The 23,476-nt window shown below is 71.0% G+C and carries 19 protein-coding genes; 10 read left to right on the top strand and 9 right to left on the bottom strand.

The window, feature by feature from the left end:
- Nucleotides 1–471 (bottom strand): phosphotransferase (locus CCN35_RS16925; protein ID WP_158100415.1); only part of this gene is annotated, 471 nt, incomplete at its 3' end.
- Nucleotides 472–1,013: 542 nt separating this feature from the next.
- On the opposite strand from CCN35_RS16925, the gene pdhA reads away from it, so the two are divergent.
- The 3 genes from pdhA to CCN35_RS16910 are packed head-to-tail and all read left to right on the top strand — an operon-like array spanning nt 1,014 to nt 4,634.
- Nucleotides 1,014–2,228: a pyruvate dehydrogenase (acetyl-transferring) E1 component subunit alpha gene (pdhA, locus tag CCN35_RS16920; RefSeq protein ID WP_067398141.1), complete on the top strand. Its 1,215-nt coding sequence runs from the start codon at nt 1,014–1,016 to the stop codon at nt 2,226–2,228.
- Nucleotides 2,229–2,230: 2 nt separating this feature from the next.
- Nucleotides 2,231–3,211 carry an alpha-ketoacid dehydrogenase subunit beta gene (locus CCN35_RS16915; protein ID WP_067398143.1) on the top strand — a complete coding sequence of 327 codons (981 nt, stop codon included), beginning with the start codon at nt 2,231–2,233 and terminating at the stop codon, nt 3,209–3,211.
- Nucleotides 3,212–3,221: 10 nt separating this feature from the next.
- Nucleotides 3,222–4,634, top strand: a complete 1,413-nt coding sequence (locus CCN35_RS16910; protein ID WP_086793348.1) for a dihydrolipoamide acetyltransferase family protein — start codon at nt 3,222–3,224, stop codon at nt 4,632–4,634.
- Nucleotides 4,635–4,772: 138 nt separating this feature from the next.
- On the opposite strand, the gene CCN35_RS16905 is transcribed toward CCN35_RS16910, so the two are convergent.
- Nucleotides 4,773–5,690, bottom strand: coding sequence for a D-alanyl-D-alanine carboxypeptidase family protein (locus CCN35_RS16905; protein ID WP_067398147.1), 918 nt, complete (start codon nt 5,688–5,690; stop codon nt 4,773–4,775).
- A gap of 217 nt (nt 5,691–5,907) precedes the next feature.
- On the opposite strand from CCN35_RS16905, the gene CCN35_RS16900 reads away from it, so the two are divergent.
- Complete coding sequence (locus CCN35_RS16900; protein WP_067398210.1) at nt 5,908–6,558, top strand: GntR family transcriptional regulator; 651 nt, start codon at nt 5,908–5,910, stop codon at nt 6,556–6,558.
- Nucleotides 6,555–7,871, top strand: a complete 1,317-nt coding sequence (locus CCN35_RS16895; RefSeq protein ID WP_425444300.1) for an MFS transporter — start codon at nt 6,555–6,557, stop codon at nt 7,869–7,871. The genes CCN35_RS16900 and CCN35_RS16895 overlap by 4 nt, the downstream gene beginning before the upstream one ends.
- Nucleotides 7,872–8,198: 327 nt before the next feature.
- Here the strand turns inward: CCN35_RS16895 and CCN35_RS16890 are convergent, their stop codons facing one another.
- Nucleotides 8,199–9,023 carry a maleylpyruvate isomerase family mycothiol-dependent enzyme gene (locus CCN35_RS16890; RefSeq protein WP_067398151.1) on the bottom strand — a complete coding sequence of 275 codons (825 nt, stop codon included), beginning with the start codon at nt 9,021–9,023 and terminating at the stop codon, nt 8,199–8,201.
- Between the two features lie 182 nt (nt 9,024–9,205).
- Between CCN35_RS16890 and CCN35_RS16885 the strand changes: the two genes are divergently transcribed.
- A complete protein-coding gene (locus tag CCN35_RS16885) occupies nt 9,206–10,000 on the top strand; it encodes a carbon-nitrogen family hydrolase (RefSeq protein ID WP_067398153.1) in 795 nt (264 codons plus the stop codon).
- A 52-nt stretch (nt 10,001–10,052) separates the two neighbouring features.
- Here the strand turns inward: CCN35_RS16885 and CCN35_RS16880 are convergent, their stop codons facing one another.
- A complete protein-coding gene (locus CCN35_RS16880) occupies nt 10,053–10,547 on the bottom strand; it encodes an LURP-one-related/scramblase family protein (protein ID WP_067398155.1) in 495 nt (164 codons plus the stop codon).
- A 125-nt stretch (nt 10,548–10,672) separates the two neighbouring features.
- On the opposite strand from CCN35_RS16880, the gene CCN35_RS16875 reads away from it, so the two are divergent.
- Nucleotides 10,673–12,490 carry an NHL domain-containing thioredoxin family protein gene (locus CCN35_RS16875; RefSeq protein WP_086793346.1) on the top strand — a complete coding sequence of 606 codons (1,818 nt, stop codon included), beginning with the start codon at nt 10,673–10,675 and terminating at the stop codon, nt 12,488–12,490.
- A 216-nt stretch (nt 12,491–12,706) separates the two neighbouring features.
- On the opposite strand, the gene CCN35_RS16870 is transcribed toward CCN35_RS16875, so the two are convergent.
- Nucleotides 12,707–14,011, bottom strand: a complete 1,305-nt coding sequence (locus CCN35_RS16870; RefSeq protein ID WP_067398159.1) for a M18 family aminopeptidase — start codon at nt 14,009–14,011, stop codon at nt 12,707–12,709.
- 93 nt (nt 14,012–14,104) lie between these two features.
- Nucleotides 14,105–15,931 carry an acyl-CoA dehydrogenase gene (locus CCN35_RS16865; RefSeq protein WP_086793345.1) on the bottom strand — a complete coding sequence of 609 codons (1,827 nt, stop codon included), beginning with the start codon at nt 15,929–15,931 and terminating at the stop codon, nt 14,105–14,107.
- Between the two features lie 168 nt (nt 15,932–16,099).
- Here CCN35_RS16865 and CCN35_RS16860 point away from each other — a divergent pair, with 168 nt between their 5' ends.
- Both CCN35_RS16860 and CCN35_RS16855 read left to right on the top strand, forming a co-directional pair.
- Nucleotides 16,100–16,582 carry an SseB family protein gene (locus tag CCN35_RS16860; RefSeq protein WP_067398164.1) on the top strand — a complete coding sequence of 161 codons (483 nt, stop codon included), beginning with the start codon at nt 16,100–16,102 and terminating at the stop codon, nt 16,580–16,582.
- A 152-nt stretch (nt 16,583–16,734) separates the two neighbouring features.
- On the top strand, nt 16,735–17,712 hold the full coding sequence (locus tag CCN35_RS16855) for a pirin family protein (RefSeq protein ID WP_067398166.1): 978 nt from the start codon (nt 16,735–16,737) through the stop codon (nt 17,710–17,712).
- A gap of 214 nt (nt 17,713–17,926) precedes the next feature.
- Here CCN35_RS16855 and CCN35_RS16850 read toward each other — a convergent pair whose 3' ends face one another.
- The gene (locus CCN35_RS16850; protein WP_086793343.1) at nt 17,927–20,080 is read right to left on the bottom strand and encodes a SpoIIE family protein phosphatase; all 2,154 of its coding nucleotides are present in this window, start codon (nt 20,078–20,080) and stop codon (nt 17,927–17,929) included.
- Between the two features lie 213 nt (nt 20,081–20,293).
- Here CCN35_RS16850 and aspS point away from each other — a divergent pair, with 213 nt between their 5' ends.
- Nucleotides 20,294–22,057 (top strand): aspartate--tRNA ligase, encoded by a 1,764-nt coding sequence (gene aspS, locus CCN35_RS16845; RefSeq protein ID WP_086793341.1) that lies wholly within the window; start codon nt 20,294–20,296, stop codon nt 22,055–22,057.
- A 116-nt stretch (nt 22,058–22,173) separates the two neighbouring features.
- On the opposite strand, the gene CCN35_RS16840 is transcribed toward aspS, so the two are convergent.
- The gene (locus CCN35_RS16840; RefSeq protein WP_067398173.1) at nt 22,174–22,752 is read right to left on the bottom strand and encodes a L,D-transpeptidase family protein; all 579 of its coding nucleotides are present in this window, start codon (nt 22,750–22,752) and stop codon (nt 22,174–22,176) included.
- A 254-nt stretch (nt 22,753–23,006) separates the two neighbouring features.
- The coding region (locus tag CCN35_RS16835) for a peptidoglycan-binding domain-containing protein (RefSeq protein ID WP_211285535.1) at nt 23,007–23,476 on the bottom strand (470 nt) is incomplete at its 5' end.

The following is a 23,476-nucleotide window of genomic DNA, read 5'->3' as shown; positions in this document are numbered from 1 at the left end:
TGTCTGGAGCGCGTGATGCCCCCCGGGTGACGTACCCGCCGCGGGGCTGGTACGTCCCCCGGGGGGCATCACGCGCTCCAGACAGGCGTGGACGGCCCCCAGCAGCGCCCCCAGGCGGGCGCACTGCCCCGTGGTGAGCTGGCCTCCGTGGCGGTGCCGTCCCTCGACCCAGGGGTGCAGGGCGTAGGCGTGACCGCCGATGACGGCGACCGTGCGCCCGTCGCGGCCGGCCAGCGGGGGCGCCACCGGGACACCGAGGTCGGCCAGGCGCTGGGTGGCCCGGTGCTGACGGGCGATGGCGGCCGGATCGGCGGTCTCCGGGTCGAAGTGGTGCTTGAGGAAGTAGCGGCCGCGGGTGGTGCACAGCCGGTAGCCGCGGTTGAGCAGTCCCTGGTCGACCGGCTCGCAGGTGAGGACGGAACCGGCGGAGTACTGGCGCAACAAGGCGCTCAGAGGGGGCGCGTGGGGCACGGGGGGTGGTACACAAGGGCGCGGCACGCGCCAGATGGTAGGGCACCCGAGGCCGCCGTGAGCTGGGCGTTGTCACAGACAGTCGCCAGCAGTCGCTTTCGGTCACATCAGGTCGGGGAGGTGCTCCCCGCCGCATGCCGCCCCCGCGCGCCGCGAGCCGCTGCGCCGTTCACCCGGTGGGATCCGCCGACCGGAGCAGTTCCGGCCACATCTGAACCCTTCCCGACTCAGGGGTGACCGGGATACCGTGCCGGTGTTCCGGCCCCCTGCACGGCTGTGACCAGCGGCTGCCCCGACGCCTCGCCCCATACTTGGACGTCCTAGGAAAAATACTTGGAAATCCAAGAAAACGCGCAGGTCAGAGGGGTTTCCCAGAAATGTGGAGCACTGGGTAACGTGACTGCTGCAGGGCGCTCGCCGGGGCACCTGTCACGCCTGTTCCCGGCCGAGTGGCACCCACCCCGTGCCCCGTGGTCCAGGACAGGTGAGAGCCGTACTGGTCCACCGGCAATCCCGGGGGCCGGACCGACGGAGGAGCACACGTGACCGTGGAGAGCACTACCGCGCGCACACCACGACGCAGCACCAGAAGCAAGACCGGCGCAACCGGCACGAAGACCGCCGGCGCCGGCAGCCGCGCCGGGACCAGGAAGAGCTCCGGCACCAAAAAGAGCGCCGACCCCGAGCTTGTGCAGCTGCTGACGCCCGAGGGCAAGCGCGTCAAGAACGCCGAGTACGACAAGTACGTCGCCGGCATCACCGCCGAGGAGCTCCGCGGTCTGTACCGCGACATGGTGCTCACCCGCCGCTTCGACTCCGAGGCCACCTCCCTGCAGCGCCAGGGCGAACTGGGCCTGTGGGCCTCGCTGCTCGGCCAGGAGGCCGCCCAGATCGGCTCCGGCCGGGCGCTGCGCGACGACGACTACGTCTTCCCGACCTACCGCGAGCACGGCGTCGCCTGGTGCCGCGGGGTCGACCCCGTCAACCTGCTCGGTATGTTCCGGGGGGTGAACAACGGCGGCTGGGACCCCAACAGCAACAACTTCCACCTCTACACGATCGTCATCGGCTCCCAGACGCTGCACGCCACCGGCTACGCGATGGGCGTCGCCAAGGACGGCGCGGACTCCGCGGTCATCGCCTACTTCGGTGACGGCGCCTCCAGCCAGGGTGACGTGAACGAGGCGTTCACCTACTCCGCGGTCTACAACGCCCCCGTGGTGTTCTTCTGCCAGAACAACCAGTGGGCGATCTCCGAGCCGACCGAGAAGCAGACCCGTGTGCCGCTCTACCAGCGTGCGCGGGGCTTCGGTTTCCCCGGTGTCCGCGTCGACGGCAACGACGTGCTGGCCTGCCTCGCGGTCACCAGGTGGGCGCTGGAGCGCGCCCGCGGCGGCGAGGGGCCCACCCTGGTCGAGGCGTACACCTACCGCATGGGCGCCCACACCACCTCCGACGACCCCACCCGCTACCGCAGCGAGGAGGAGCGCCTGGCCTGGGAGGCGAAGGACCCGATCCTGCGCCTGCGCCGCCACCTGGAGACCGCGCACCGCACGGACGAGACGTTCTTCGCAAACGTGGAGGCCGAGAGCGAGGCATTGGGCAGACGAGTGCGCGAGGCGGTCCGTGCGATGCCCGACCCGGACGGCTTCGCCATCTTCGAGCACGTGTACGCGGACGGGCATGCGCTCGTCGACGAGGAGCGCGCCCAGTTCGCCGCCTACCAGGCGTCGTTCGCGGACGCAGAGGGGGTCTGATCATGGCAGCGGAGAAGATGGCCCTGGCCAAGGCGATCAACGAGTCGCTGCGCCGCGCCCTGGAGTCCGACCCCAAGGTCCTGATCATGGGTGAGGACGTCGGCAAGCTCGGTGGTGTGTTCCGGGTGACGGACGGCCTGTACAAGGACTTCGGTGAGGAGCGCGTCATCGACACCCCTCTGGCCGAGTCCGGCATCATCGGCACCGCGATCGGTCTCGCCCTGCGCGGCTACCGCCCGGTGGCGGAGATCCAGTTCGACGGTTTCGTCTTCCCGGCGTACGACCAGATCGTCACGCAGCTGGCGAAGATGCACGCGCGTGCGCTGGGCAAGGTCAAGCTGCCGGTCGTCGTCCGCATCCCCTACGGCGGCGGCATCGGCGCGGTCGAGCACCACTCGGAGTCGCCCGAGGCCCTCTTCGCCCATGTGGCGGGCCTGAAGATCGTCTCTCCCTCCAACGCCTCGGACGCGTACTGGATGCTGCAGCAGGCCATCCAGAGCGACGACCCGGTGATCTTCTTCGAGCCCAAGCGGCGCTACTGGGACAAGGGCGAGGTCAACACCGAGGCCATCCCGGGCCCGCTGCACAAGGCGCGGGTCGTCCGCGAGGGCACGGACCTGACCCTGGTGGCCTACGGCCCGATGGTGAAGCTCTGCCAGGAGGTCGCCGACGCGGCGGCCGAGGAGGGCAAGTCCCTGGAGGTCGTGGACCTGCGCTCGGTCTCCCCGCTGGACTTCGACACGATCCAGGCGTCGGTGGAGAAGACCCGCCGTCTGGTGGTGGTCCACGAGGCGCCGGTGTTCTTCGGCACCGGTGCGGAGATCGCCGCCCGGATCACCGAGCGGTGCTTCTACCACCTGGAGGCCCCGGTGCTGCGGGTCGGCGGCTACCACGCGCCGTACCCGCCGGCCCGCCTGGAGGAGACGTATCTGCCGGACCTGGACCGCGTGCTCGACGCCGTCGACCGCTCGCTGGCGTACTGAGGAAGGGGGCGTGACGACGATGACCGAAACGTCCGTGCGTGAGTTCAGAATGCCGGATGTCGGCGAGGGGCTGACCGAGGCGGAGATCCTCACGTGGTACGTCAAGCCGGGTGACCGGGTCACCGACGGCCAGGTGGTCTGCGAGGTCGAGACGGCCAAGGCGGCCGTCGAGCTGCCGATCCCCTACGACGGCGTGGTGCGCGAGCTGCACTTCGCCGAGGGGGCCACGGTGGACGTGGGCACCCCCATCATCTCGGTGGAGGTGGCGGGCGCGGCGCCGGCGGAGGTTCCGGCGCAGGCCCCGGCGGCCGAGCCGAAGAAGGAGCAGAAGCAGGAGCCGGAGCCGGCGGCGGAGGAGCGCCGGCCGGTCCTGGTGGGGTACGGCGTCTCGACCTCCGCCACCAGGCGCCGCCCGCGCAAGGGCCCGCAGGTCGCGGTCCCCTCGGCGCCGACGGCGGCCCCGACCGGGCTGAACGGCCACGGCGCCGCCGCGGCGGCCGAGGCCGGGCCCCGGCCGCTGGCGAAGCCGCCGGTGCGCAAGCTGGCCAAGGACCTGGGCGTGGATCTGGCGACGGTGGTCCCGACCGGCCCGGGCGGCATCATCACCCGCGAGGACGTGCACGCCGCGGTGGCGGCGGCAGCCGCGCCCCCGGCACAGGAGCCCGCCCCGGCACCGGCCCCGGAGACCCGGGCCTCCGTGTCCGCGCCGTCGTACGACCCGGCCCGCGAGACCCGCGTCCCCGTCAAGGGCGTCCGCAAGGCGACGGCGGCGGCGATGGTCGGCTCGGCCTTCACCGCGCCGCACGTCACGGAGTTCGTGACGGTGGACGTGACGCGCACCATGAAGCTCGTCGAGGAGCTGAAGCAGGACAAGGAGTTCGCGGGCCTGCGCGTGAGCCCCCTGCTGCTGATCGCCAAGGCGCTGCTGGTCGCCGTCAAGCGCAATCCGGACATCAACGCCTCCTGGGACGAGGCGGCCCAGGAGATCGTGGTCAAGCACTACGTCAACCTGGGCATCGCCGCGGCCACCCCGCGCGGGCTGATCGTCCCGAACATCAAGGACGCCCACACCAAGACGCTTCCGCAGCTGGCGAAGGAGCTGGGCGAGCTGGTGACGACGGCGAGGGAGGGCAGGACGTCCCCCGCCGACATGCAGGGCGGCACGATCACGATCACCAATGTCGGCGTCTTCGGCGTCGACACCGGCACGCCGATCCTCAACCCCGGCGAGTCCGCGATCCTCGCCGTCGGCGCGATCAAGCCCCAGCCGTGGGTCCACAAGGGCAAGGTCAAGCCCCGCCAGGTCACCACCCTGGCCCTCTCCTTCGACCACCGCCTGGTGGACGGCGAGCTGGGCTCCAAGGTCCTGGCGGACGTGGCGGCGATCCTGGAACGGCCGAAGCGGCTGATCACCTGGGGATAGCCGCCCCGGACACGGCACCCGGACGATCCGGGGCGGGCGCACCGGCAGGAAGCGGCCCGCCCCGGTGTGCGCCGGAGACGACTCGGGCCCGCCGCCGGCTTCCGGCGGCGGGCCCGTCGTACGGGTCGGGCGGACGGCTCAGCCCAGCCTGGCGAAGCCGTAGTTCAGGAGCTTGGTGGCGTCCGTGCTGCGCTGTTCGGCGGACGGGGAGGTGAGGACGGTGCCGATGACCGTCCTGCCGTTGCGGGTGGCGGCGAACACCAGGCAGTACTTGGACTGCGGGCCGGAGCCGGTCTTCACGCCGATGGCGCCCTTGTAGCTGCTCAGCAGCGGGTTGGTGTTCTTCCACGGCGCCATCGTGCGGGTGCTGCCCGTCTTGGTGATGGTCTTGGCCGTGTACGACTTCGTCTTCACGATCGTGCGGAAGGTGGAGTTCTTCATCGCACTGCGCGTGAGGATCGTCAGGTCGCGCGGCGTCGAGTAGTTGTTGCCCTTGCCGATGCCGTCGAACGAGTCGAAGTGCGTGTTCTTCATGCCGAGGCTCTTGGCGGTGCTGTTCATCTTGGCGATGAACGACTTCACCCGTGCCTCCCGCGTCGAGCCCGAGCCGAACGTGTCGGCCAGCGCGTACGCGGCGTCGCAGCCCGAGGGCAGCATCAGGCCGTACAGCAGCTGACGCACGGTCACCTTGTCGCCCACGATCAGGCGGGCCAGGGAGGCGTTGTTCTTGACGACGTAGTCGCTGTACGCCTTCTGGATGGTGACCTTGGCGTCGAGGTTCAGCTTGGGGTGCGACAGGACGACCTTGGCGGTCATGATCTTCGTGGTGGAACCGGTGGAGCGCCTGGTGTCCGCCGCCTTGGAGTACAGCGACTTGCCGGACGCGTTGTCCATCACGAAGCCGCCCTTGGCCCCGATCGACGGCGCGGCGGGGGCCTTGGCGGGAGCGGCCTGCGCGGGCGCCGCGGTGAGGGTCCCGGTGGCGAGGAAGGCCCCGGCGGTCATGGCGACGGCGACGGCTCTGCGAAGACGGGTGCCCTGGATGCCGGTTTTCAAGAGAATTACCCCGATTTGGTCGAATGGCCCTTCGATGCGGCAGAGTTGAGTGCCCGTGAAGTGGTGCCGCGTCTGTCTGACGTGCAACCGCGGGTGATGGTTGTGCGGTTGCCGGGACAGTTCCCCCGAAGGTTTCCCGGCGGCTCGTCCGCCGCGTCCGCCGTCCGCATGCCGGACGGGATACGCCATGGGTACCTGTTGTATCTATCCTGTGGGCATGAGCCTGGCCGTGAAGCAGCCCCCCGCCGCCGACCGCGTCTACACCCATGTCAAGCAGGCCGTCCTGGACCGCCGCTACGAGGGCGGGACCCTGCTGACCGAGGGTGAGCTGGCCGAGGTTGTCGGGGTCTCGCGCACCCCCGTGCGCGAGGCGCTGCTGCGGCTGGAGGCCGAGGGGCTCCTCAAGCTCTACCCGAAGAAGGGCGCCCTCGTCCTGCCGGTCTCCGCGCAGGAGATCGCCGACGTCGTCGAGACCCGGCAGCTGGTCGAGGAACACGCGGTCAGAAAGGCCGTACCCGCGCCGCCCGGACTCGTCGAGCGCCTCGAGGAACTGCTGGAGCAGCAGAAGAGGCAGGCCGCCGCCGGCGAGTTCGCCGAGGCCGCCGTCACCGACCGCTGCTTCCACGCCGAGATCGTCCGCAGCGGCGGGAACGAGATCCTGTCGCGGCTGTACGACCAGCTGCGCGACCGTCAGCTGCGCATGGGCGTCGCCGTCATGCACTCCCACCCCGACCGGATCGCCAAGACGCTCGCCGAGCACGAGGAGATCCTGGACGCGCTGCGCTCCGGGGACGCCGAGGCGGCCGTCGACGCCGTGCACCGGCACATCAGCTGGTTCTCCCACCTGGCGCGAGGGGAGGTCCGGTGAGTTCGCTGCCGCGTTCCGCCGTGTCCGTCTCCCGGCCCGGCGACCCGCCCGGCGGCCGGCGTGCCCTCTTCGTCTGGGGCGTCGGCGTCGCCGTCTACTTCGTCGCCGTCATCTTCCGCACGTCCCTGGGCGTCGCCGGCCTCGACGCCGTCGAGCGCTTCCATGTGAGCGCCTCGGCGCTGTCGACGTTCTCGATCCTGCAGCTGCTCGTCTACGCCGGCATGCAGATACCCGTGGGGCTGCTCGTCGACCGGCTCGGCACCAGGAAGGTGCTGGCCATCGGCGCCGTCCTCTTCACGGCCGGTCAGCTCGGCTTCGCGCTCTCGCCGTCGTACGGCACCGCGCTCGCCGCCCGGGCGCTGCTGGGCTGCGGCGACGCCATGACGTTCATCAGCGTGCTGCGGCTGGGCGGCCGGTGGTTCCCCGCCCGGCGCGGGCCGCTGATCGCCCAGTTCGCCGCACTGGCCGGCATGGCCGGCAACCTGGTGTCCACGCTGCTGCTGGCCCGGCTGCTGCACGGGGTGGGCTGGACGGCGGCCTTCGCGGGCAGCGCGCTGGCCGGAGTGGTGGTGCTGGTGCTGGTGCTCCTGTTCCTCAAGGACCACCCCGAGGGCCATGAGCCGGAGCCGCTGCCGCACCAGGGCGCGGCGTACGTACGACGGCAGATCGCCGCCGCCTGGCGGGAGCCGGGGACACGGCTGGGGCTGTGGGTGCACTTCACCACGCAGTTCCCGGCGATGGTGTTCCTGCTGCTGTGGGGACTGCCGTTCCTGGTCGAGGCGGAGGGGCTCACCCGGACGGCCGCCGGGGAGCTGCTCACGCTGGTGGTGGTGTCCAACATGGTCATCGGCCCGGTGTACGGGCAGATCGTCGCCCGGCACCACGCGGCGCGGCTGCCGCTGGCGCTCGGCACGATCGTGGCGACCGCGGTCATGTGGGCGGCGACCCTGGCCCATCCCGGTGGGCCGGCGCCGATGTGGCTGCTGGTGGCGCTGTGCGTGGTGCTCGGGGCGTGCGGGCCGGCCTCGATGATCGGCTTCGACTTCGCACGGCCGGCGAATCCGCCGGAGCGTCAGGGGACTGCCTCCGGCATCACCAACATGGGAGGCTTCATCGCCTCCATGACGGCGCTGCTCGCGACAGGCGTGCTGCTGGACGGGACGGGGGGCGACTACACGGTCGCCTTCTCCGCGGTGTTCGTCCTTCAGGCGCTCGGTGTGAGCCAGATCCTGCGGCTGCGCGGGCGAGCGGCTCGGCGGGAGCGGGAGCGGCTGGTCGCCAGCAGGGTGGAGACGGTGCACGTCCCCGCGTGACGGCCTCCCGCGCCGGTGCGGGCGGGTGTGGGCTTCGCGCCTTCCGCGCGGGGGCCGTTGCGCCCCCGTGCCGCTGCGGCGGCACGCCCGCCCGGGACGAGGGGTGTCGTGTGGACCGGGCCGGCTCCGACGGGCGGTGCCCGGCGACCGCGGTGAGCGGGGGTCGGTGCGTGCGGATGCGAGGCGGAGGAAGGAGCCGACGCGAAGCGCCGGCGAGCGACGACGACGCCGCTGGGGATGCCCCACGCCTGTCCAGTGCAGTGGGGGGAGTGCGTGCCGACCCCCGCGACCTGCGGCACGATCCGGACGACGCCCCTTGCTTCGCCCTTACTTCGTCACCACGAAGTTCTTCAGGATGGCGGCCGCCAGGTCCTGGTCGCCCTCCGTCTTCACCCGGTCCGCCACCGCCTCCGGGCTCACACGGCCGCAGGCCAGACGGACGTAGGTCTCCCAGTCGAGGGAGAGGGACACGACCGGACCGAGAGCGGGAGTCGTCTCCAGGGTGCCGCGGCCCTTGATGTCGACACGGACGGTGCGCAGGAACTCCACCGGGCCGTGGACGTCGAAGACGATCGCCGAGCTGCGCGGGGCCTCCGCCCGGGTCGCGACGACCTCCGGGAGGGCGTCCAGCAGATAGTCCCGGGTGACATGGGCGCCGGGCGAGTCGAGGTTGCCGGGCCGGCCGAGGGCCGTGCGCAGGTCCTGCTCGTGCACCCAGATGTCGAAGGCGCGGTAGCGCATGGCCTCCTCGAGGGTGATCTCCACCCCGAGCGGGCCGCGCACCTTGGTGCCGGGGTCACGGGACTCGTTCCGCAGCTGACGGTTGCGGCGGATGATCGTGTACTCCAGCTCGGAGGTCATCTCCGGTGCCGTGTGATGACGGCGGACGTCGACCTGCATCTCCATGTAGCGTTGGTGCGCAGTGGTGACGTGGAACAGGTCGCGCGGGAGCGTGTGGATGGGGCGTGGGTCGCCCAGCATCTCGCAGTCCATGCCGATGACGTGCGAGACCACGTCACGGACCGACCAGCCGGGGCACGGGGTCCGTCGGTTCCAGTCGCCCTCCACAAGGGGCTGCACCAACTCGGATATCGCCTCGACGGAGTGGGCCCAGGCATCGGCGTAGGGCTGGAGGGTGGGATGCAGACTCACGGAACAGTACCCCTCGGCGGTTGGTACACGGGCAGGTTGTCTCGGCATTGCCAGCGGGAGGTGGCTGCGGTCAGTGGGCGTCCTGAGGCGTTAAGTTACGCTGCTCCAAGACGCCCCGGCAGTGCTTTCGTGTGACGATCGTAGGCCCCCCGGGGAAAGTCGAGTGCCAGGGCGGTGGTAGTGTGCGCGTCTCACTGATCCAGATTGCCGTGAACGAGGACGAACCGGTCGCATCACGGCGGCGTCGGGCGGCCGCTCTGGTCCGTGAGCAGGCCGGTGCCGACCTGGTCGTCCTGCCGGAGCTGTGGACCACCGGGGCCTTCGCCTTCGAGGAGTTCGGGCGCGAGGCCGAGCCGCTGGAGGGGCCCACCTACGAGGCCATGGCGAAGGCGGCGAGCGACGCGGGCGTATGGCTGCACGCCGGCTCCATCCCCGAACGGGACCCCGAGGGACCCCTGTACAACACCTCCCTCGTCTTCACCCCCTCCGGAGACCTGGCCGCCGCCTACCGCAAGATCCACCGCTTCGGCTTCGACCGGGGCGAGGCCGTGCTGATGAGCGCGGGCCGGGACCTGGTGACGGTGCGTCTGCCGGAGACGACCCTCGGCCTGGCGACCTGTTACGACCTCCGCTTCCCCGAGCTCTTCCGCGGGCTGGTCGACGCCGGTGCCCAGACCCTGGTGGTCCCGGCGGGCTGGCCCGAGCGCCGGCGCGCGCACTGGACGCTGCTGGCCCGGGCGCGGGCGGTGGAGGACCAGGCGTTCGTGCTCGCCTGCGGGACGGCCGGGACGCACGCCGGGGTTGCGCAGGCGGGACACTCGGTCGTGGTGGATCCCTGGGGCGAGGTGCTGGCCGAGGCGGGCCACGACGAGGAGGTCCTGACGGCCGACATCGACCCGGCGAGGGTCGCGGCCACCCGTGAGCAGTTCCCGGCCCTGAAGGACCGGGTCCTGGGCCTGGAGCCGCCCCGCCGCTGAGCGCGTGCCGTCCGCGGGCGCTCGCCGCACCGGGCGTCCGCCGTGCCGGGGGCTACCGCTCGTCCCGCTCCTTCTCCGCCATGTGGATCACGCACACCGCCACGGCGATCAGCAGGGCCGGATCGGCGTCGTCCCGCACGATGTCCACGCCGTACGTCTCCCTGACGCTCAGCCACCGCCGGGAGACGACCGCCAGCAGCTCCCCGTCGTACTCGACGGCGAACTCCCGGTCGAGGATCTTGCCGCTGACGTCGAGCTCGGTGCCGTCCACCAGGGACACCCGGTAGTGGTTGCGCAGCAGCGACAGCCGCTTGCGCCGGATCCTCGCCAGGGGCTCGCCGCCCCGCTCGATCACCATCGTGTCCCGCAGGGCGAACATCTTCTGACGGATGTCGATCAGGACCCGGCCCCGGGCGTCCTTCAGCTCGAAGGTGTCCCGCAGCCGCATCGCCTTCCCGTCGACCAGGAAGACCTTGGTGCCGTGCTCGTCCTCGATCCAGTAGTCGTCACCGATGCCGAGGATCCGGTCCCGCACAAGAAATTTCATGCCTCACCGCTTCCCCGGCGCCGCCGCGGAAACGCCGCCGGTGCTCCGACGGGCTGAACGCCGCCGCGCACCCGGCCGCCGGGGCCGGACGGGGCGGGACCGCGAAGCGGTGGCACCCTGGTCCCATGAGCGACTCAGCACCCCGACGTGCCCGTGTCCGTGCCCCCGAGCTGATCGGCAGGGGCGGCTGGCTGAACACGGGCGGCAAGCAGTACACCCTCGCCGATCTGCGAGGCCGCATCGTCATCCTGGACTTCTGGACGTTCTGCTGCGTGAACTGTCTGCACGTCCTCGACGAGCTGCGGGAGCTGGAGCGGAAGCACCGGGACACCGTGGTGATCATCGGGGTGCACTCGCCGAAGTTCGTGCACGAGGCCGACCACCAGGCGGTCGTGGACGCCGTGGAGCGCTACGGGGTCGAGCACCCGGTGCTGGACGACCCCGAACTCGCCACCTGGAAGCAGTACGCCGTGCGCGCATGGCCGACGCTCGTGGTCATCGACCCCGAGGGATACGTCGTCGCGCAGCACGCCGGCGAGGGACACGCGCACGCGATCGAACGGCTGGTGGAGGAGCTGGAGGCCGAGCACGAGGCGAAGGGCACGCTGCGGCGCGGGGACGGGCCGTACGTGCCGCCGGAGCCGGAACCCACCACCCTGCGCTTCCCGGGCAAGGCCCTGCTGCTGCCCTCCGGCACCTTCCTGGTCAGCGACACCACCCGGCACCAGCTGGTGGAGCTGGCGGAGGACGGCGAGACCGTGGTGCGGCGGATCGGGTCCGGCACACGCGGATTCACCGACGGGGACGCACAAACGGCGTCCTTCAACGAGCCGCAGGGACTCGCCCTGATGGAGGACGGGTCGGTCGTCGTCGCCGACACGGTCAACCACGCGCTGCGCCGCCTCGACCTCGCCACCGGCGAGGTGACCACCCTGGCCGGAACGGGCCGGCAGTGGTGGCAGGGGTCCGCGACGTCCGGCCCGGCCCGCGAGGTCGACCTGTCCTCGCCCTGGGACGTGGCCTGGTGGAACGGCAAGGTGTGGATCGCCATGGCCGGTGTGCACCAGCTGTGGGCGTACGACCCGGCCGACGACACCGTCTTCGTCACCGCCGGGACCACGAACGAGGGGCTCGTCGACGGACCCGGCGACCAGGCCTGGTTCGCCCAGCCCTCCGGGCTCGCGGCCACGCCCGAGAGGCTGTGGCTCGCCGACTCCGAGACGTCCGCACTGCGCTGGGTGGATCTCGACGGGACCGTCCACACGGCCGTCGGCACCGGCCTGTTCGACTTCGGCCACCGGGACGGCGCCGCCGAGCAGGCCCTGTTCCAGCACCCGTTGGGCGTGACCGCGCTCCCCGACGGCTCGGTCGCCGTCAGCGACACCTACAACCACGCCCTGCGCCGCTACGACCCGGCGACCGGCGAGGTCACCACGCTCGCCACCGATCTGCGCGAGCCCAGCGACGCGGTGCTCGTCGGCGAGGACATCGTGGTGGTGGAGTCGGCCCGGCACCGGCTGACCCGGCTGCGCCTGCCGGAGGAGGCGGTACGGGTCGAGGGGGTCGCCCACCGCACCCAGCGGGCGGCGACGGAGGTGGCGCCCGGCGCACTCCGGCTGGACGTGATCTTCCAGGCCCCGGCGGGCCAGAAGCTGGACACCCGCTACGGCCCGTCCACCCGTCTGCTGGTCTCCTCCACCCCGCCCGAGCTGCTGCGCTCCGGGGAGGGCACGGGCACGGACCTGTCCCGCACCCTGGAGCTCAACCCCGACGTCTCGGAGGGCGTCCTGCACGTCTCCGCGATGGCCGCCTCCTGCGACGACGACCCGGCGAACGAGTACCCCGCCTGCCATGTGCACCAGCAGGACTGGGGCGTCCCGGTGCGGCTGGTCGAGGGCGGCGCGGACCGCCTGCCCCTGGTCCTGGCCGGCATGGACGGCTGACCGGCGTCCTCGCGCCGTACCCGCCGCCGCGGCCGCCGCGCGTGCGGTGGTGGTCCTCCTCGACTCGAGCAGGGGGACCACCACGCCCCATGGGGGCGCCTCCTCGGCGGTGGCCGGTCCGGTGCCTTCCGGTCGACTCCGGCTGTCCGCGGGCGGGGCGACCGTGCGGAGGCGGCCCTCACGGGGCTCGGCGGTCGGTCCTCTCGGTCCTGCCGGTCAGCCCTCCAGGAAGGCCACCAGGGCGTTCGCCAGCATGAACGGGTCGTTCGCGGCGCACAGTTCGCGGGCGCTGTGCATGGAGAGGATCGCCACGCCGATGTCGACGGTGCGGATGCCGTGCCGGGCCGCGGTGATGGGCCCGATGGTCGTGCCGCAGGGCATGGAGTTGTTGGAGACGAAGGACTGGAAGGGGACCTGGGCCTTCTCGCAGGCCGCCACCCAGACCGCGCGTCCCGAACCGTCCGTGGCATAGCGGTTGTTGACGTTGACCTTGAGGATGGGGCCGCCGCCCGCGCGCGGGTGGTGGGTCGGGTCGTGCCGCTCGGCGTAGTTGGGGTGGACGGCGTGCCCCGTGTCGGAGGACAGGCAGACCGTGCCGGCGAAGGCGCGCGCCCGGTCCTCGTACGTCCCCGAGCGGGCGAACACCGAACGCTCCAGCACCGTTCCGAGCAGCGGGCCGTCTGCGCCGGTGTCCGACTGGGAGCCGTTCTCCTCGTGGTCGAAGGCGGCCAGCACCGGGATGTACGGCAGCTTTGCCGCCCCCGGACCGGTCGCCACGGCCGCCAGCGCCGCCGTGCCGGCGTGCACCGACAGCAGGTTGTCCATGCGGGGGCCCGCCACCAGCTCGCGGTCCCGGCCCAGGTAGGCGGGCGGCTCCACGGAGTGGGTCATCAGGTCCCAGCCGGCCACCTCGCCCGCCGGGATCCCGGCCTCCTGCTCCAGGAAGGCGATCAGGTCGCCGTCGCGGACGTCGTCGCCGAGCCCCCACACCGGCTGCAGATGGCGCTGCTTGTCGAGCTTGAGGCCCTCCGTGGTGACCGAGCGGTCCAGGTGGATCGCCAGCTGGGGGACGCGGAGCAGCGGGCGGTCGATGTTCACCAGATGGCTGGAGCCGTCCCGGAGCGTGAGCCGGCCGGCCAGACCCAGGTCGCGGTCGAGCCAGGAGTTCAGCAGCGGGCCGCCGTAGATCTCCACGGCGACCTGGCGCCAGCCGTGCGCCCCGGTGTCGGGCAGCGGCTTGACCCGCAGGTTCGGGGAGTCGGTGTGGGCCCCGACGATGCGGAACGGGGTGTGGGGCGCGGCGCCCTCGGGGACGTACCAGGCCACGATCGCCCCGCCGCGCAGCACGTACTTCCCGCCGCTCGTGCCGTCCCAGGCATCCGTCTCGGCGACCCGGCGGAATCCGGCTTTCTCCAGCCGTGCGGCCGCGTTCGCCGCGGCGTGGTACGGCGACGGGCTCGCTGCCAGGAAGGACATCAGGTCGTCGGTGTGGCCGCGGTCGAAGCGCTGGCTTGTACTCATGGGGTTCACCTTAACGACGCGCGGAGGGTCCGCTCCCGTCGGCGGGAGCGGACCCTCGTGAGGACGGTGGGCCGCCGGAGGACCGGCCGGAGACTAGAACGCGGCCTCGTCCAGCTCCATCAGCTCCAGGTCCACGTTCTGGGCGACCTTGCGCGCCAGGGTGACGCCCGGCAGGACGTTGGCCGCGAAGAACTTCGCCGCCGCGATCTTGCCCTGGTAGAACGGCTTGTCCTTGCCCGACGCCGACTCGAGCTTCTCGACGGCGACCGCCGCGCCCTTGAGCAGCAGGTAGCCGACGACCACGTCACCGGCGGCGAGCAGCAGGTTGGTGGTGTTGAGGCCCACCTTGTAGATGTTCTTGACGTCCTGCTCGGTGGCCGCGAGGTCGGTCAGCATCTGGCCGACGACGGTCTCCAGCTCGACGGCCGCCTTGGCGAGCTGCTCGCGGGCGCCGGCCAGCGTCTCGCCGCCGGTCTCGAGCGCCAGGAACTTCTTGATCTCCTCGGCGAGCGAGTTCAGCGCGGCGCCCTGGTTGCGGACGATCTTCCGGAAGAAGAAGTCCTGGCCCTGGATCGCCGTGGTGCCCTCGTACAGGGTGTCGATCTTGGAGTCGCGGATGTACTGCTCGATCGGGTACTCCTGCAGGAAGCCGGAGCCACCGAAGATCTGCAGGGACTGGGCGAGCTGCTCGTAGCCCTTCTCGGAGCCGTAGCCCTTGACGATGGGCAGGAGCAGGTCGTTGAGCGCGTGCTCCGCCGACGCGTCCTCGCCGTTCGCCTCCTTGACCGCGATCGTGTCCTGGATGGAGGCGGTGTAGAGGACGAGGGCGCGCATGCCCTCGGCGTACGCCTTCTGCGTCATCAGCGAGCGGCGCACGTCGGGGTGGTGGGTGATGGTGACCTTGGGGGCGGTCTTGTCCCGGAAGTTCGCCAGGTCCGGACCCTGGACGCGCTCCTTGGCGTACTCCAGCGCGTTGAGGTAGCCGGTCGACAGGGTGGAGATCGCCTTCGTGCCGACCATCATGCGAGCGAACTCGATGATGCGGAACATCTGGCGGATGCCGTCGTGCTTGTCGCCGATCAGCCAGCCCTTGGCGGGGTGCTTGTCGCCGAACGTCAGCTCGCAGGTGTTGGAGACCTTCAGGCCCATCTTGTGCTCGACGTTCGTGGCGTAGACACCGTTGCGCTCGCCCAGCTCGCCGGTCTCGAAGTCGAAGAGGTACTTCGGGACGAGGAAGAGGGACAGGCCCTTGGTGCCGGGGCCGGCGCCCTCGGGACGGGCGAGCACGTAGTGGAGGATGTTCTCCGCCATGTCGTGCTCACCGGAGGTGATGAAGCGCTTCACACCCTCGATGTGCCAGGAGCCGTCCTCCTGCTGGATCGCCTTGGTGCGGCCGGCGCCCACGTCCGAGCCGGCGTCCGGCTCGGTGAGGACCATGGTGGAGCCCCACTGCTTCTCGACCGCGATCTGGGCGATCCTCTTCTGGACCTCGTTGCCCTCGTCGTAGAGGATCCCGGCGAACGCCGGGCCGGAGGAGTACATCCACACGGCCGGGTTGGCGCCCAGGACGAGCTCGGCGTACGCCCAGATCAGCGAGGGCGGGGCGGTGGTGCCGCCGATGGCCTCGGGCAGGCCGAGCCGCCAGTACTCGGAGTCCATGAAGGCCCGGTAGCTCTTCTTGAAGCTCTCCGGGATGGGCGCGGTGTTGGTCTCGGGGTCGAACACCGGCGGGTTGCGGTCGGCGTCCGCGAAGGACTCGGCCAGCTCGTTCTCCGCGAGACGGGCCAGCTCCTCGAGGATGCTCTTGGCGGTCTCGGTGTCCATCTCCTCGAACGGGCCGGTGCCGTACAGCTCGTCCCGTCCGAGGACCTCGAAGAGGTTGAACTCGATGTCGCGGAGATTCGACTTGTAGTGCCCCATGGCCACGGCTCCCGTCGATGACTCGCGAGGCACTGACTCCTCGCTTTCGGATCACGTTGGTTCGTATACCAACCAGTAGCTCAGATGATGCTACCCGCCGGTAATAAGAGGCAACCCTGATCCGGGTTACTGTGACTCAGTCCTCGCCGGGTCAGTACGCTGTGCTGCATGTACGGATACGGCCAGCCGATGGGCAATGGGGCAGCACAGCAGGGTTATGTTCCCCCGCAGCAGCAGATGCCCGGTGGCGTCGGTGGGTACGGCCAGCAGGCGCCGCTCTATCCCGAGCCGTCGCCGCCCTCGCTCGCGGACGCGGTGCGCGCCTTCACCACGGGACAGATCACCGCGGAGGACTTCCAGCAGATCTTCGCGACCTCCAAGGTGTACTGCCCGCGCGGGGACAACCCCGGATTCCTCGCACTGCACAACACCCAGCAGCCGGTGATCCCGATGTTCACCTCCCTCAAGGAGCTGCGGAGGTACGCGGGCAAGGAGTCCAAGTACTTCGTGATCACCGGTGCCGAGGTGATCGACCTGCTGCCGACCGGTTACGGCTTCGTCCTGGACATGGAGGGGGACCACCGGATCGTGTTCGACGCCAAGGCGGTCGAGCAGATGGTGGAATTCGCGATGCGCCGGATGTACGGCTAGATGCCGGACGTCACGCCCTGCGGACGGACGGCCCCCGTCCGGCGGTGCACTCGGCGTCCGGAGCCCGGAGGAATGTTCCCCGGGCTCCTTTTGTTGCAACCGGCAGGAAGTTCAACGCTCAACTACTCTGGGCGTACAGGAGAGGAACCGACATGCCCGCAGTGACCGTCGAGAACCCGCTGACCCTGCCCCGTGTGGCCGCACCCGCCGATGCCGTGGCCCGTCCCGTGCTCGCCGTCACGACCGCGCCGAGCGGTTTCGAGGGCGAGGGCTTCCCGGTGCGCCGGGCGTTCGCGGGGATCAACTACCGCTATCTCGACCCGTTCATCATGATGGACCAGATGGGTGAGGTGGAGTACGCGCCGGGCGAGCCCAAGGGCACCCCCTGGCACCCGCACCGCGGCTTCGAGACAGTCACCTACATCATCGACGGGATCTTCGAGCACCAGGACTCCCACGGCGGTGGCGGCACCATCACCAACGGCGACACCCAGTGGATGACGGCGGGCTCGGGGCTTTTGCACATCGAGGCACCGCCGGAGCACCTGGTCATGTCCGGCGGTCTCTTCCACGGGCTGCAGCTGTGGGTGAACCTCCCGGCCAAGGACAAGATGATGCCGCCGCGCTACCAGGACATCCGCGCCGGCTCCGTCCAGCTGCTGACCTCCCCCGACGGCGGCGCGCTGCTGCGGGTCATCGCCGGTGAGCTGGACGGCCACAAGGGTCCCGGCATCACGCACACACCGATCACGATGATCCATGCGACGCTGGCCCCCGGCGCCGAGGTCACCCTGCCCTGGCGGAGGGACTTCAACGGCCTGGCGTACGTCCTCGCCGGCCGGGGCACGGTGGGCACCGAGCGCCGGCCGATCCGCCTCGGCCAGACCGCCGTCTTCGGCGACGGCTCCTCGCTGACCGTCCGCGCGGACGAGAAGCAGGACTCCCACACGCCCGACCTGGAGGTCGTCCTCCTCGGCGGCCGGCCGATCCGCGAGCCGATGGCCCACTACGGTCCCTTCGTCATGAACACCCGCGAAGAGCTCGTGCAGGCCTTCGAGGACTTCAAGAAGGGCCGTCTGGGCACCGTTCCGGCGGTCCACGGCATGACGGCGAAGGGCCCGCAGGACTGACCGCCGGCGGCCCGGGGCCTTTCCCGGGACCCTCCCCCGGAGCCGCCCGCCCCGTTCGCCGGGCGGCTCCGGGCGGTCCGGGTGCCACCGGGGGGTCCGGGCGGGTGCCGCCGGGCCGCTCGGGGCGCCGCGCCGGGCGGTTCCGGCGGACCCGGCGCCCTCCTTCCGGCCCCTGCCGCGGACGGAGCGCCCCGCCGCGGGCGAACCCACGCGCTCACGCGTTCACATGCTCACGCGGACGCTCGTGCAGCTCGAACCAGGTGCTCTTGCCCTGCCCCTGCGGCACCACGCCCCACGCGTCCGCGAGCATCTCGATCAGCACCAGGCCACGACCGGAGGAGGCCAACTCCCCGGGCCGGCGCTTGTGCGGCAGGTCGTCGCCGGCGTCGGTGACCTCCACCCGCAGCCGCCGCTCGCCCTTCTCCCCCTGCACCTCGGCCAGCAGCAGCGCGTCGGCGTCGGTGTGCACGAGGACGTTGGTGAGCATCTCCGACAGCAGCAGCACCGCCGAGTCCACCTGGTCCTCGGACGCCCAGTCGTGCAGCACCTCGCGCAGCTGCCGCCGGGCGACCGCCACACGCTCGGGCTCGGCCTGGGCGACCGTCAGCAGGGTGCGCCGTGCCATCGGGAGGGCCCTGGCCTCGCTGCGCCGGCTCAGCAGCAGTACGGCGATGTCGTCCTCGCGCCGGTCGATCAGCGGCCCCGTGGTGTAGTGCGAGGAGGGCCCGTGCACGGCCTGGACGAGTGCGTCGGCGAGTTCCTCGGTGGTGCCCTTGTGCTCCTCCAGGACCGTACGGATCCGCTGCCAGCCGGTGTCCAGGTCGTGGCCGCCGGTCTCGATCAGGCCGTCCGTGCAGAACATCATCGTCTCGCCCGGCTCCAGGGCGAACCGGGTGGTCGGGTAGTCGGCGTCCGGGTCGACGCCCAGGGGCAGCCCGCCCGCCGTCAGCCGCAGCAGCACCGTGCCGTCCGCCATGCGGATCACCGGGTCCGGGTGGCCCGCGCGAGCGATCTCCACCACGCCGCTGTGGGGGTCGACCTCGGCGTACAGACAGGTCGCGAAGCGCGAGTCGGCGCAGTCGCCCCCGTCACCGTCGCCGTCGTCGGTCATGCCGTACAGAAAGCGGGAGGCGCGGGAAAGCACCGCGTCCGGCGGGTGCCCCTCGGCGGCGTAGGCGCGCAGCGCGACGCGCAGCTGGCCCATCAGACCCGCGGCACGTACGTCGTGACCCTGGACGTCCCCTATGACCAGGGCGAAACGGTCCGTCCCGGACCTCGTGCCGGAGCGCGAGGTGCTCTTGGGCAGCGGGATCATGTCGTACCAGTCGCCGCCGACCTGGAGGCCGCCGCCGGTGGGGATGTAGCGGGCGGCCACCTCCATGCCGGGGACTTCGGGGCCCAGCGAGGGCATCATCGAGCGCTGCAGGTTCTCGCTCAGCTCCCGCTGGGTCTCGGCGGTGCCGGCACGGGCCAGGGCCTGGGCGAGCATCCGGGCCACCGTGGTCAGGACCGAGCGCTCGTCGGGCGTGAAGGCCACCGGGTGGCCGAAGGCGGCCATCCAGGCGCCCATCGTGCGGCCCGAGACGATCAGCGGGAGAAAGGCCCAGGACCGGCGGTTGAAACGCTGGGCGAGCGGCCAGGTGAGCGGATAGCGGGACCGGTACTCCTCGGGGGAGGACAGATAGACCGCCCGTCCGGTGCGCACCACCTCGGCGGCCGGATAGTCCGTGTCCAGGGACATGTTCATGAAGGGGGTCTCGTCCCCGGGCTGCTGCCCGTGATGGCCGATCACGGTCAGCCGGTCGCCCTCCACTCTGAAGACGGCCATTCCGTCCGGCGAGAACCCGGGCATCGACAGGTTCGCCGTGACCCGCAGCACCTCCGCCGTGGAGCGGGCCTCGGCCAGCGCCCGCCCGGCGTCCAGCAGGAACGCCTCGCGGGAGCGCCGCCAGTCGCCGGTGACCTTGCTGCGCCCGGCCGGTGAGCCCGGGATCGGCTCGGCGACCTCCTGCAGGGTGCCGATCAGCTCGTACGCCTTCCGCCGGGGGTCGTAGGTCGGCTTGGAACGGCTGCGCACCACCCGGATGATCCGGTTCTGCTCGTCCATGATCCGGACGCGTACTTCGGCCAGGGTGTGCTCGGCGGCGGCGAGCTGCACGACGCCGGTGATCTCGTTCCAGTCGGCCGGGTGAAGGCGGGCCCGCACCTGGGCCTCGGTGAGGACGGCCGGCTCGGGGGGCAGTCCGAGCAGTCGGGCTGTCTCGGCGTCGACCGTCACCGTCCCCGTGGCGGTGTCCCAGCGCCACATGCCGGTCGCGAGAGCGGCGAGTACGTCCCGGACGGCGGGCAAGGGCTCACCAGTGCGCATGGGGCCACTGTAAGAAGAGGTGTTCGACCGCTGCCACCGATGATGGACGGGCGGGCGATCGCCTGCGGCTTTGCCGTGCCCTCCCTCACGGTGAGGGCCGAGGCCGGGGCGGCCGGTACCCTTGGTGGGTCCGGGCCGTGACCGACAGCGCGCCCGATCACGCCGAGGACAGTCGTCCCGGCCCCCACCCGAACCGAAGGACGATGAACGACGATGCACCGGTACAGGTCCCACACCTGCGGCGAGCTCCGTGCCTCTGACGTCGGCACCGACGTCCGGCTCAGCGGGTGGCTGCACAATCGGCGCGACCTGGGCGGCATCCTCTTCATCGATCTGCGCGACCACTACGGCATCACGCAGCTCGTCGCCCGTCCCGGCACGTCCGCCTACGAGGCGCTGGACAAGCTGTCCAAGGAGACGGTGATCCGCGTCGACGGCAAGGTCGTCTCCCGCGGTGAGGAGAACGTCAACCCGGATCTGGCGACCGGCGAGGTCGAGGTCGAGGTCGCCGAGGTCGAGGTGCTCGGCGCGGCGGCCCCGCTGCCCTTCACGATCAACACCGAGGACGGGGTCAACGAGGAGCGGCGCCTGGAGTACCGCTTCCTGGACCTGCGCCGCGAGCGCATGCACCGCAACATCATGCTGCGCACGGCGGTGATCTCGGCGATCCGCCAGAAGATGGCGGCGATGGGCTTCAACGAGATGGCGACGCCGATCCTGTCCGCCACCTCCCCCGAGGGCGCCCGCGACTACGTGGTCCCCTCCCGGCTGCACCCGGGCAAGTTCTACGCCCTCCCGCAGGCGCCGCAGCAGTTCAAGCAGCTGCTGATGATCTCCGGCTTCGACCGCTACTTCCAGATCGCGCCCTGCTTCCGCGACGAGGACGCGCGCGCGGACCGCTCGCCCGGCGAGTTCTACCAGCTCGACGTCGAGATGAGCTTCGTCGAGCAGGAGGACGTCTTCCAGCCGATCGAGAAGCTGATGACGGAGCTGTTCGAGGAGTTCGGGGGCGGCCGTCATGTGACGTCCCCCTTCCCGCGGATCCCGTTCCGCGAGGCGATGCTGAAGTACGGCTCCGACAAGCCGGACCTGCGTGCCACGCTGGAGCTCGTCGACGTCACCGACGTCTTCGAGGGCTCCCAGTTCAAGGCGTTCGCGAACAAGCACGTGCGGGCGCTGCCGGTGCCGGCGGTCCAGGACCAGCCGCGCAGGTTCTTCGACCAGCTGGGCGACTTCGCGGTCTCGCTGGGCGCGAAGGGCCTGGCGTGGGTGCGGGTCGGCGAGGACGGCTCGCTGTCGGGTCCGATCGCGAAGTTCCTGACCGAGGAGAACGTCGCCGAGCTGACCAAGCGCCTGGCGCTGGCCCCCGGCCACGCGGTGTTCTTCGGCGCGGGAGAGTTCGACGAGGTCTCGAAGATCATGGGCGCGGTGCGGGTGGAGGCCGCGCGCCGGGCGGGCCACTTCGAGGAGGACGTGTTCCGCTTCTGCTGGATCGTCGACTTCCCGATGTACGAGAAGGACGAGGAGACCGGCGGGATCGACTTCTCCCACAACCCGTTCTCCATGCCGCAGGGCGGTCTGGAGGCCCTGCAGACCCAGGACCCGCTGGACATCCTGGGCTGGCAGTACGACATCGTCTGCAACGGTGTCGAGCTGTCCTCGGGCGCCATCCGGAACCACGACCCCGAGATCATGATCAAGGCCTTCGAGATCGCGGGCTACGACCGCGAGACGGTGGAGGAGAAGTTCGCGGGCATGCTCCGTGCCCTCCGCTACGGCGCCCCGCCGCACGGTGGCATCGCCCCGGGCATCGACCGCATCGTCATGCTGCTGGCCGACGAGCCCAACATCCGCGAGACCATCGCCTTCCCGCTCAACGGAAACGCCCAGGACCTGATGATGGGGGCGCCCACGGAGCTGGACGAGGCACGGCTGAAGGAGCTGCACCTGTCGGTGCGCAAGCCGCAGCCGAAGTAAGGCCGGCGCGGCCGGGACAAGGCGTCCACGCCGCGAAGGCGCCCGGGACCGTGCGCGTCCCGGGCGCCTTCGCGATGGGCCGGCCCCTGCTGCCCGTCAGGGGCGGGACGGGCGGGTCAGGAGACCACGCGCAGGTGGCTCGGCCACCCGATGCGGTTCAGCAGGGTGAACATCTTCTTGATGTCGTTCGGGTGCAGCTTCACACAGCCGTTGGACTTGTAGTCGCTGGGGCCGTCCCACCGGCGCGACTCGATGCTGCCCTGGGTGCCGTCGATGTTCATCTCCGAGTGGATGAACATCGCCGTGCGCTTCTTGCTGCTGGAGGGGGAGCACTTCATGTCCTGCAGCCGCACGGCATACCCCTTGATCACCTTGCCGTTGTACCTGGTCGTCCTGCTCGTGATCTTCCAGGTGCCGTTCGGGATCCAGCCCCTGTTGGTGGCACAGGGGTCCTTGACGCCCAGGCCCGAACCCGCCCGGTACCGGGCCTGAAGCTTGCCGCCCTTGTACACGAGCAGCCTCGAGTCGGTCGGATCCTGCTGGTTCTTGTCGAACACGAGCGTGGTCGCCGCCGCGGCGGCCGGGCGCTGCGCGAGTTCGCCGGCCGTGGAGGTGGTGGCCGGGGCCAGGGCCGTGGCGAGGACCAGCGCGCCCGCCGTCACGATGCCGCGAACGGTGTTCTTGCCCAGGTTCATGTCTCTCCTCGGGTTCTTCTTCCGCGTTCGTCCGCCGTTCCTCCGCGCGGCTTCGCCGAGCGTCCCGGCGTGGTGACGTGCCCTCAGACTGCTGTGGCGCAAGGGACGCGAGGAAGCTCTTGCCGTTGCCTGCCGAGGAGCATGGATGCACTGCCTATGCCGGCCCGCCGACCTGCTGCGATGCCGTCATGCAGGAGGGGCCGCACGATGTGCCGCGTCCTTGGGGCGGGCGGGCCCGGGCCCGGCCGGTGCGCTCACTGCGGGGAGGGCACACCGCTCGGTGTCGGATCGAGGGGCACCGTGTTCATCGGCGGTTCCTGGAAGGCCATCAGGTAGCGCCAGGTGTCGACGTCGGCGACACCGGTGGGGCGCAGGCCGTGGACCTGCTGGAAGTGACGGAGGTCCTCCAGGGTCTCGTGGCCGAACGTCCCGGTCACCGCGGTGCCGCCCTCGCCGACGTTGTCGAGGAGGCTCTGCAGCGCCATGACGGCATCGCCCTTGGCGCCCACCCGGAGTTCGACGACGAGGAGGGGCCAGGTCTTCCGGCCGACCTTGCCGTCCGGCTCCAGATGGTTGCGGCGCTGGAACTCCTTGACCGCGGCCTCGGTGCGGGCGTCGAAGTGACCGTCGACCGGTACGTCGAAGCGGTGGTGCCGCAGCAGGTACTGAACGGTGCGGCCCCGCCAGAGCTGGTCCTCCGGCATCCGGCGGACCAGCTCTGGCG

It is taken from the genome of Streptomyces thermovulgaris, from assembly GCF_002155915.1.
Lineage (GTDB): Bacteria > Actinomycetota > Actinomycetes > Streptomycetales > Streptomycetaceae > Streptomyces > Streptomyces thermovulgaris.
This window is presented reverse-complemented; position numbering and strand designations above follow the sequence as displayed.

Excerpts from the sequence above, each read along its gene's own strand:
- CCN35_RS16915 (WP_067398143.1), top strand. The coding sequence starts at position 2,231 with ATGGCAGCGGAGAAGATGGCCCTGGCCAAGGCGATCAACGAGTCGCTG.
- CCN35_RS16900 (WP_067398210.1), top strand. The coding sequence starts at position 5,908 with ATGAGCCTGGCCGTGAAGCAGCCCCCCGCCGCCGACCGCGTCTACACC.
- CCN35_RS16880 (WP_067398155.1), bottom strand. The coding sequence starts at position 10,547 with ATGAAATTTCTTGTGCGGGACCGGATCCTCGGCATCGGTGACGACTAC.
- CCN35_RS16875 (WP_086793346.1), top strand. The coding sequence starts at position 10,673 with ATGAGCGACTCAGCACCCCGACGTGCCCGTGTCCGTGCCCCCGAGCTG.
- CCN35_RS16870 (WP_067398159.1), bottom strand. The coding sequence starts at position 14,011 with ATGAGTACAAGCCAGCGCTTCGACCGCGGCCACACCGACGACCTGATG.
- CCN35_RS16865 (WP_086793345.1), bottom strand. The coding sequence starts at position 15,931 with ATGGGGCACTACAAGTCGAATCTCCGCGACATCGAGTTCAACCTCTTC.
- CCN35_RS16860 (WP_067398164.1), top strand. The coding sequence starts at position 16,100 with ATGTACGGATACGGCCAGCCGATGGGCAATGGGGCAGCACAGCAGGGT.
- CCN35_RS16855 (WP_067398166.1), top strand. The coding sequence starts at position 16,735 with ATGCCCGCAGTGACCGTCGAGAACCCGCTGACCCTGCCCCGTGTGGCC.
- CCN35_RS16850 (WP_086793343.1), bottom strand. The coding sequence starts at position 20,080 with ATGCGCACTGGTGAGCCCTTGCCCGCCGTCCGGGACGTACTCGCCGCT.
- aspS (WP_086793341.1), top strand. The coding sequence starts at position 20,294 with ATGCACCGGTACAGGTCCCACACCTGCGGCGAGCTCCGTGCCTCTGAC.
- CCN35_RS16840 (WP_067398173.1), bottom strand. The coding sequence starts at position 22,752 with ATGAACCTGGGCAAGAACACCGTTCGCGGCATCGTGACGGCGGGCGCG.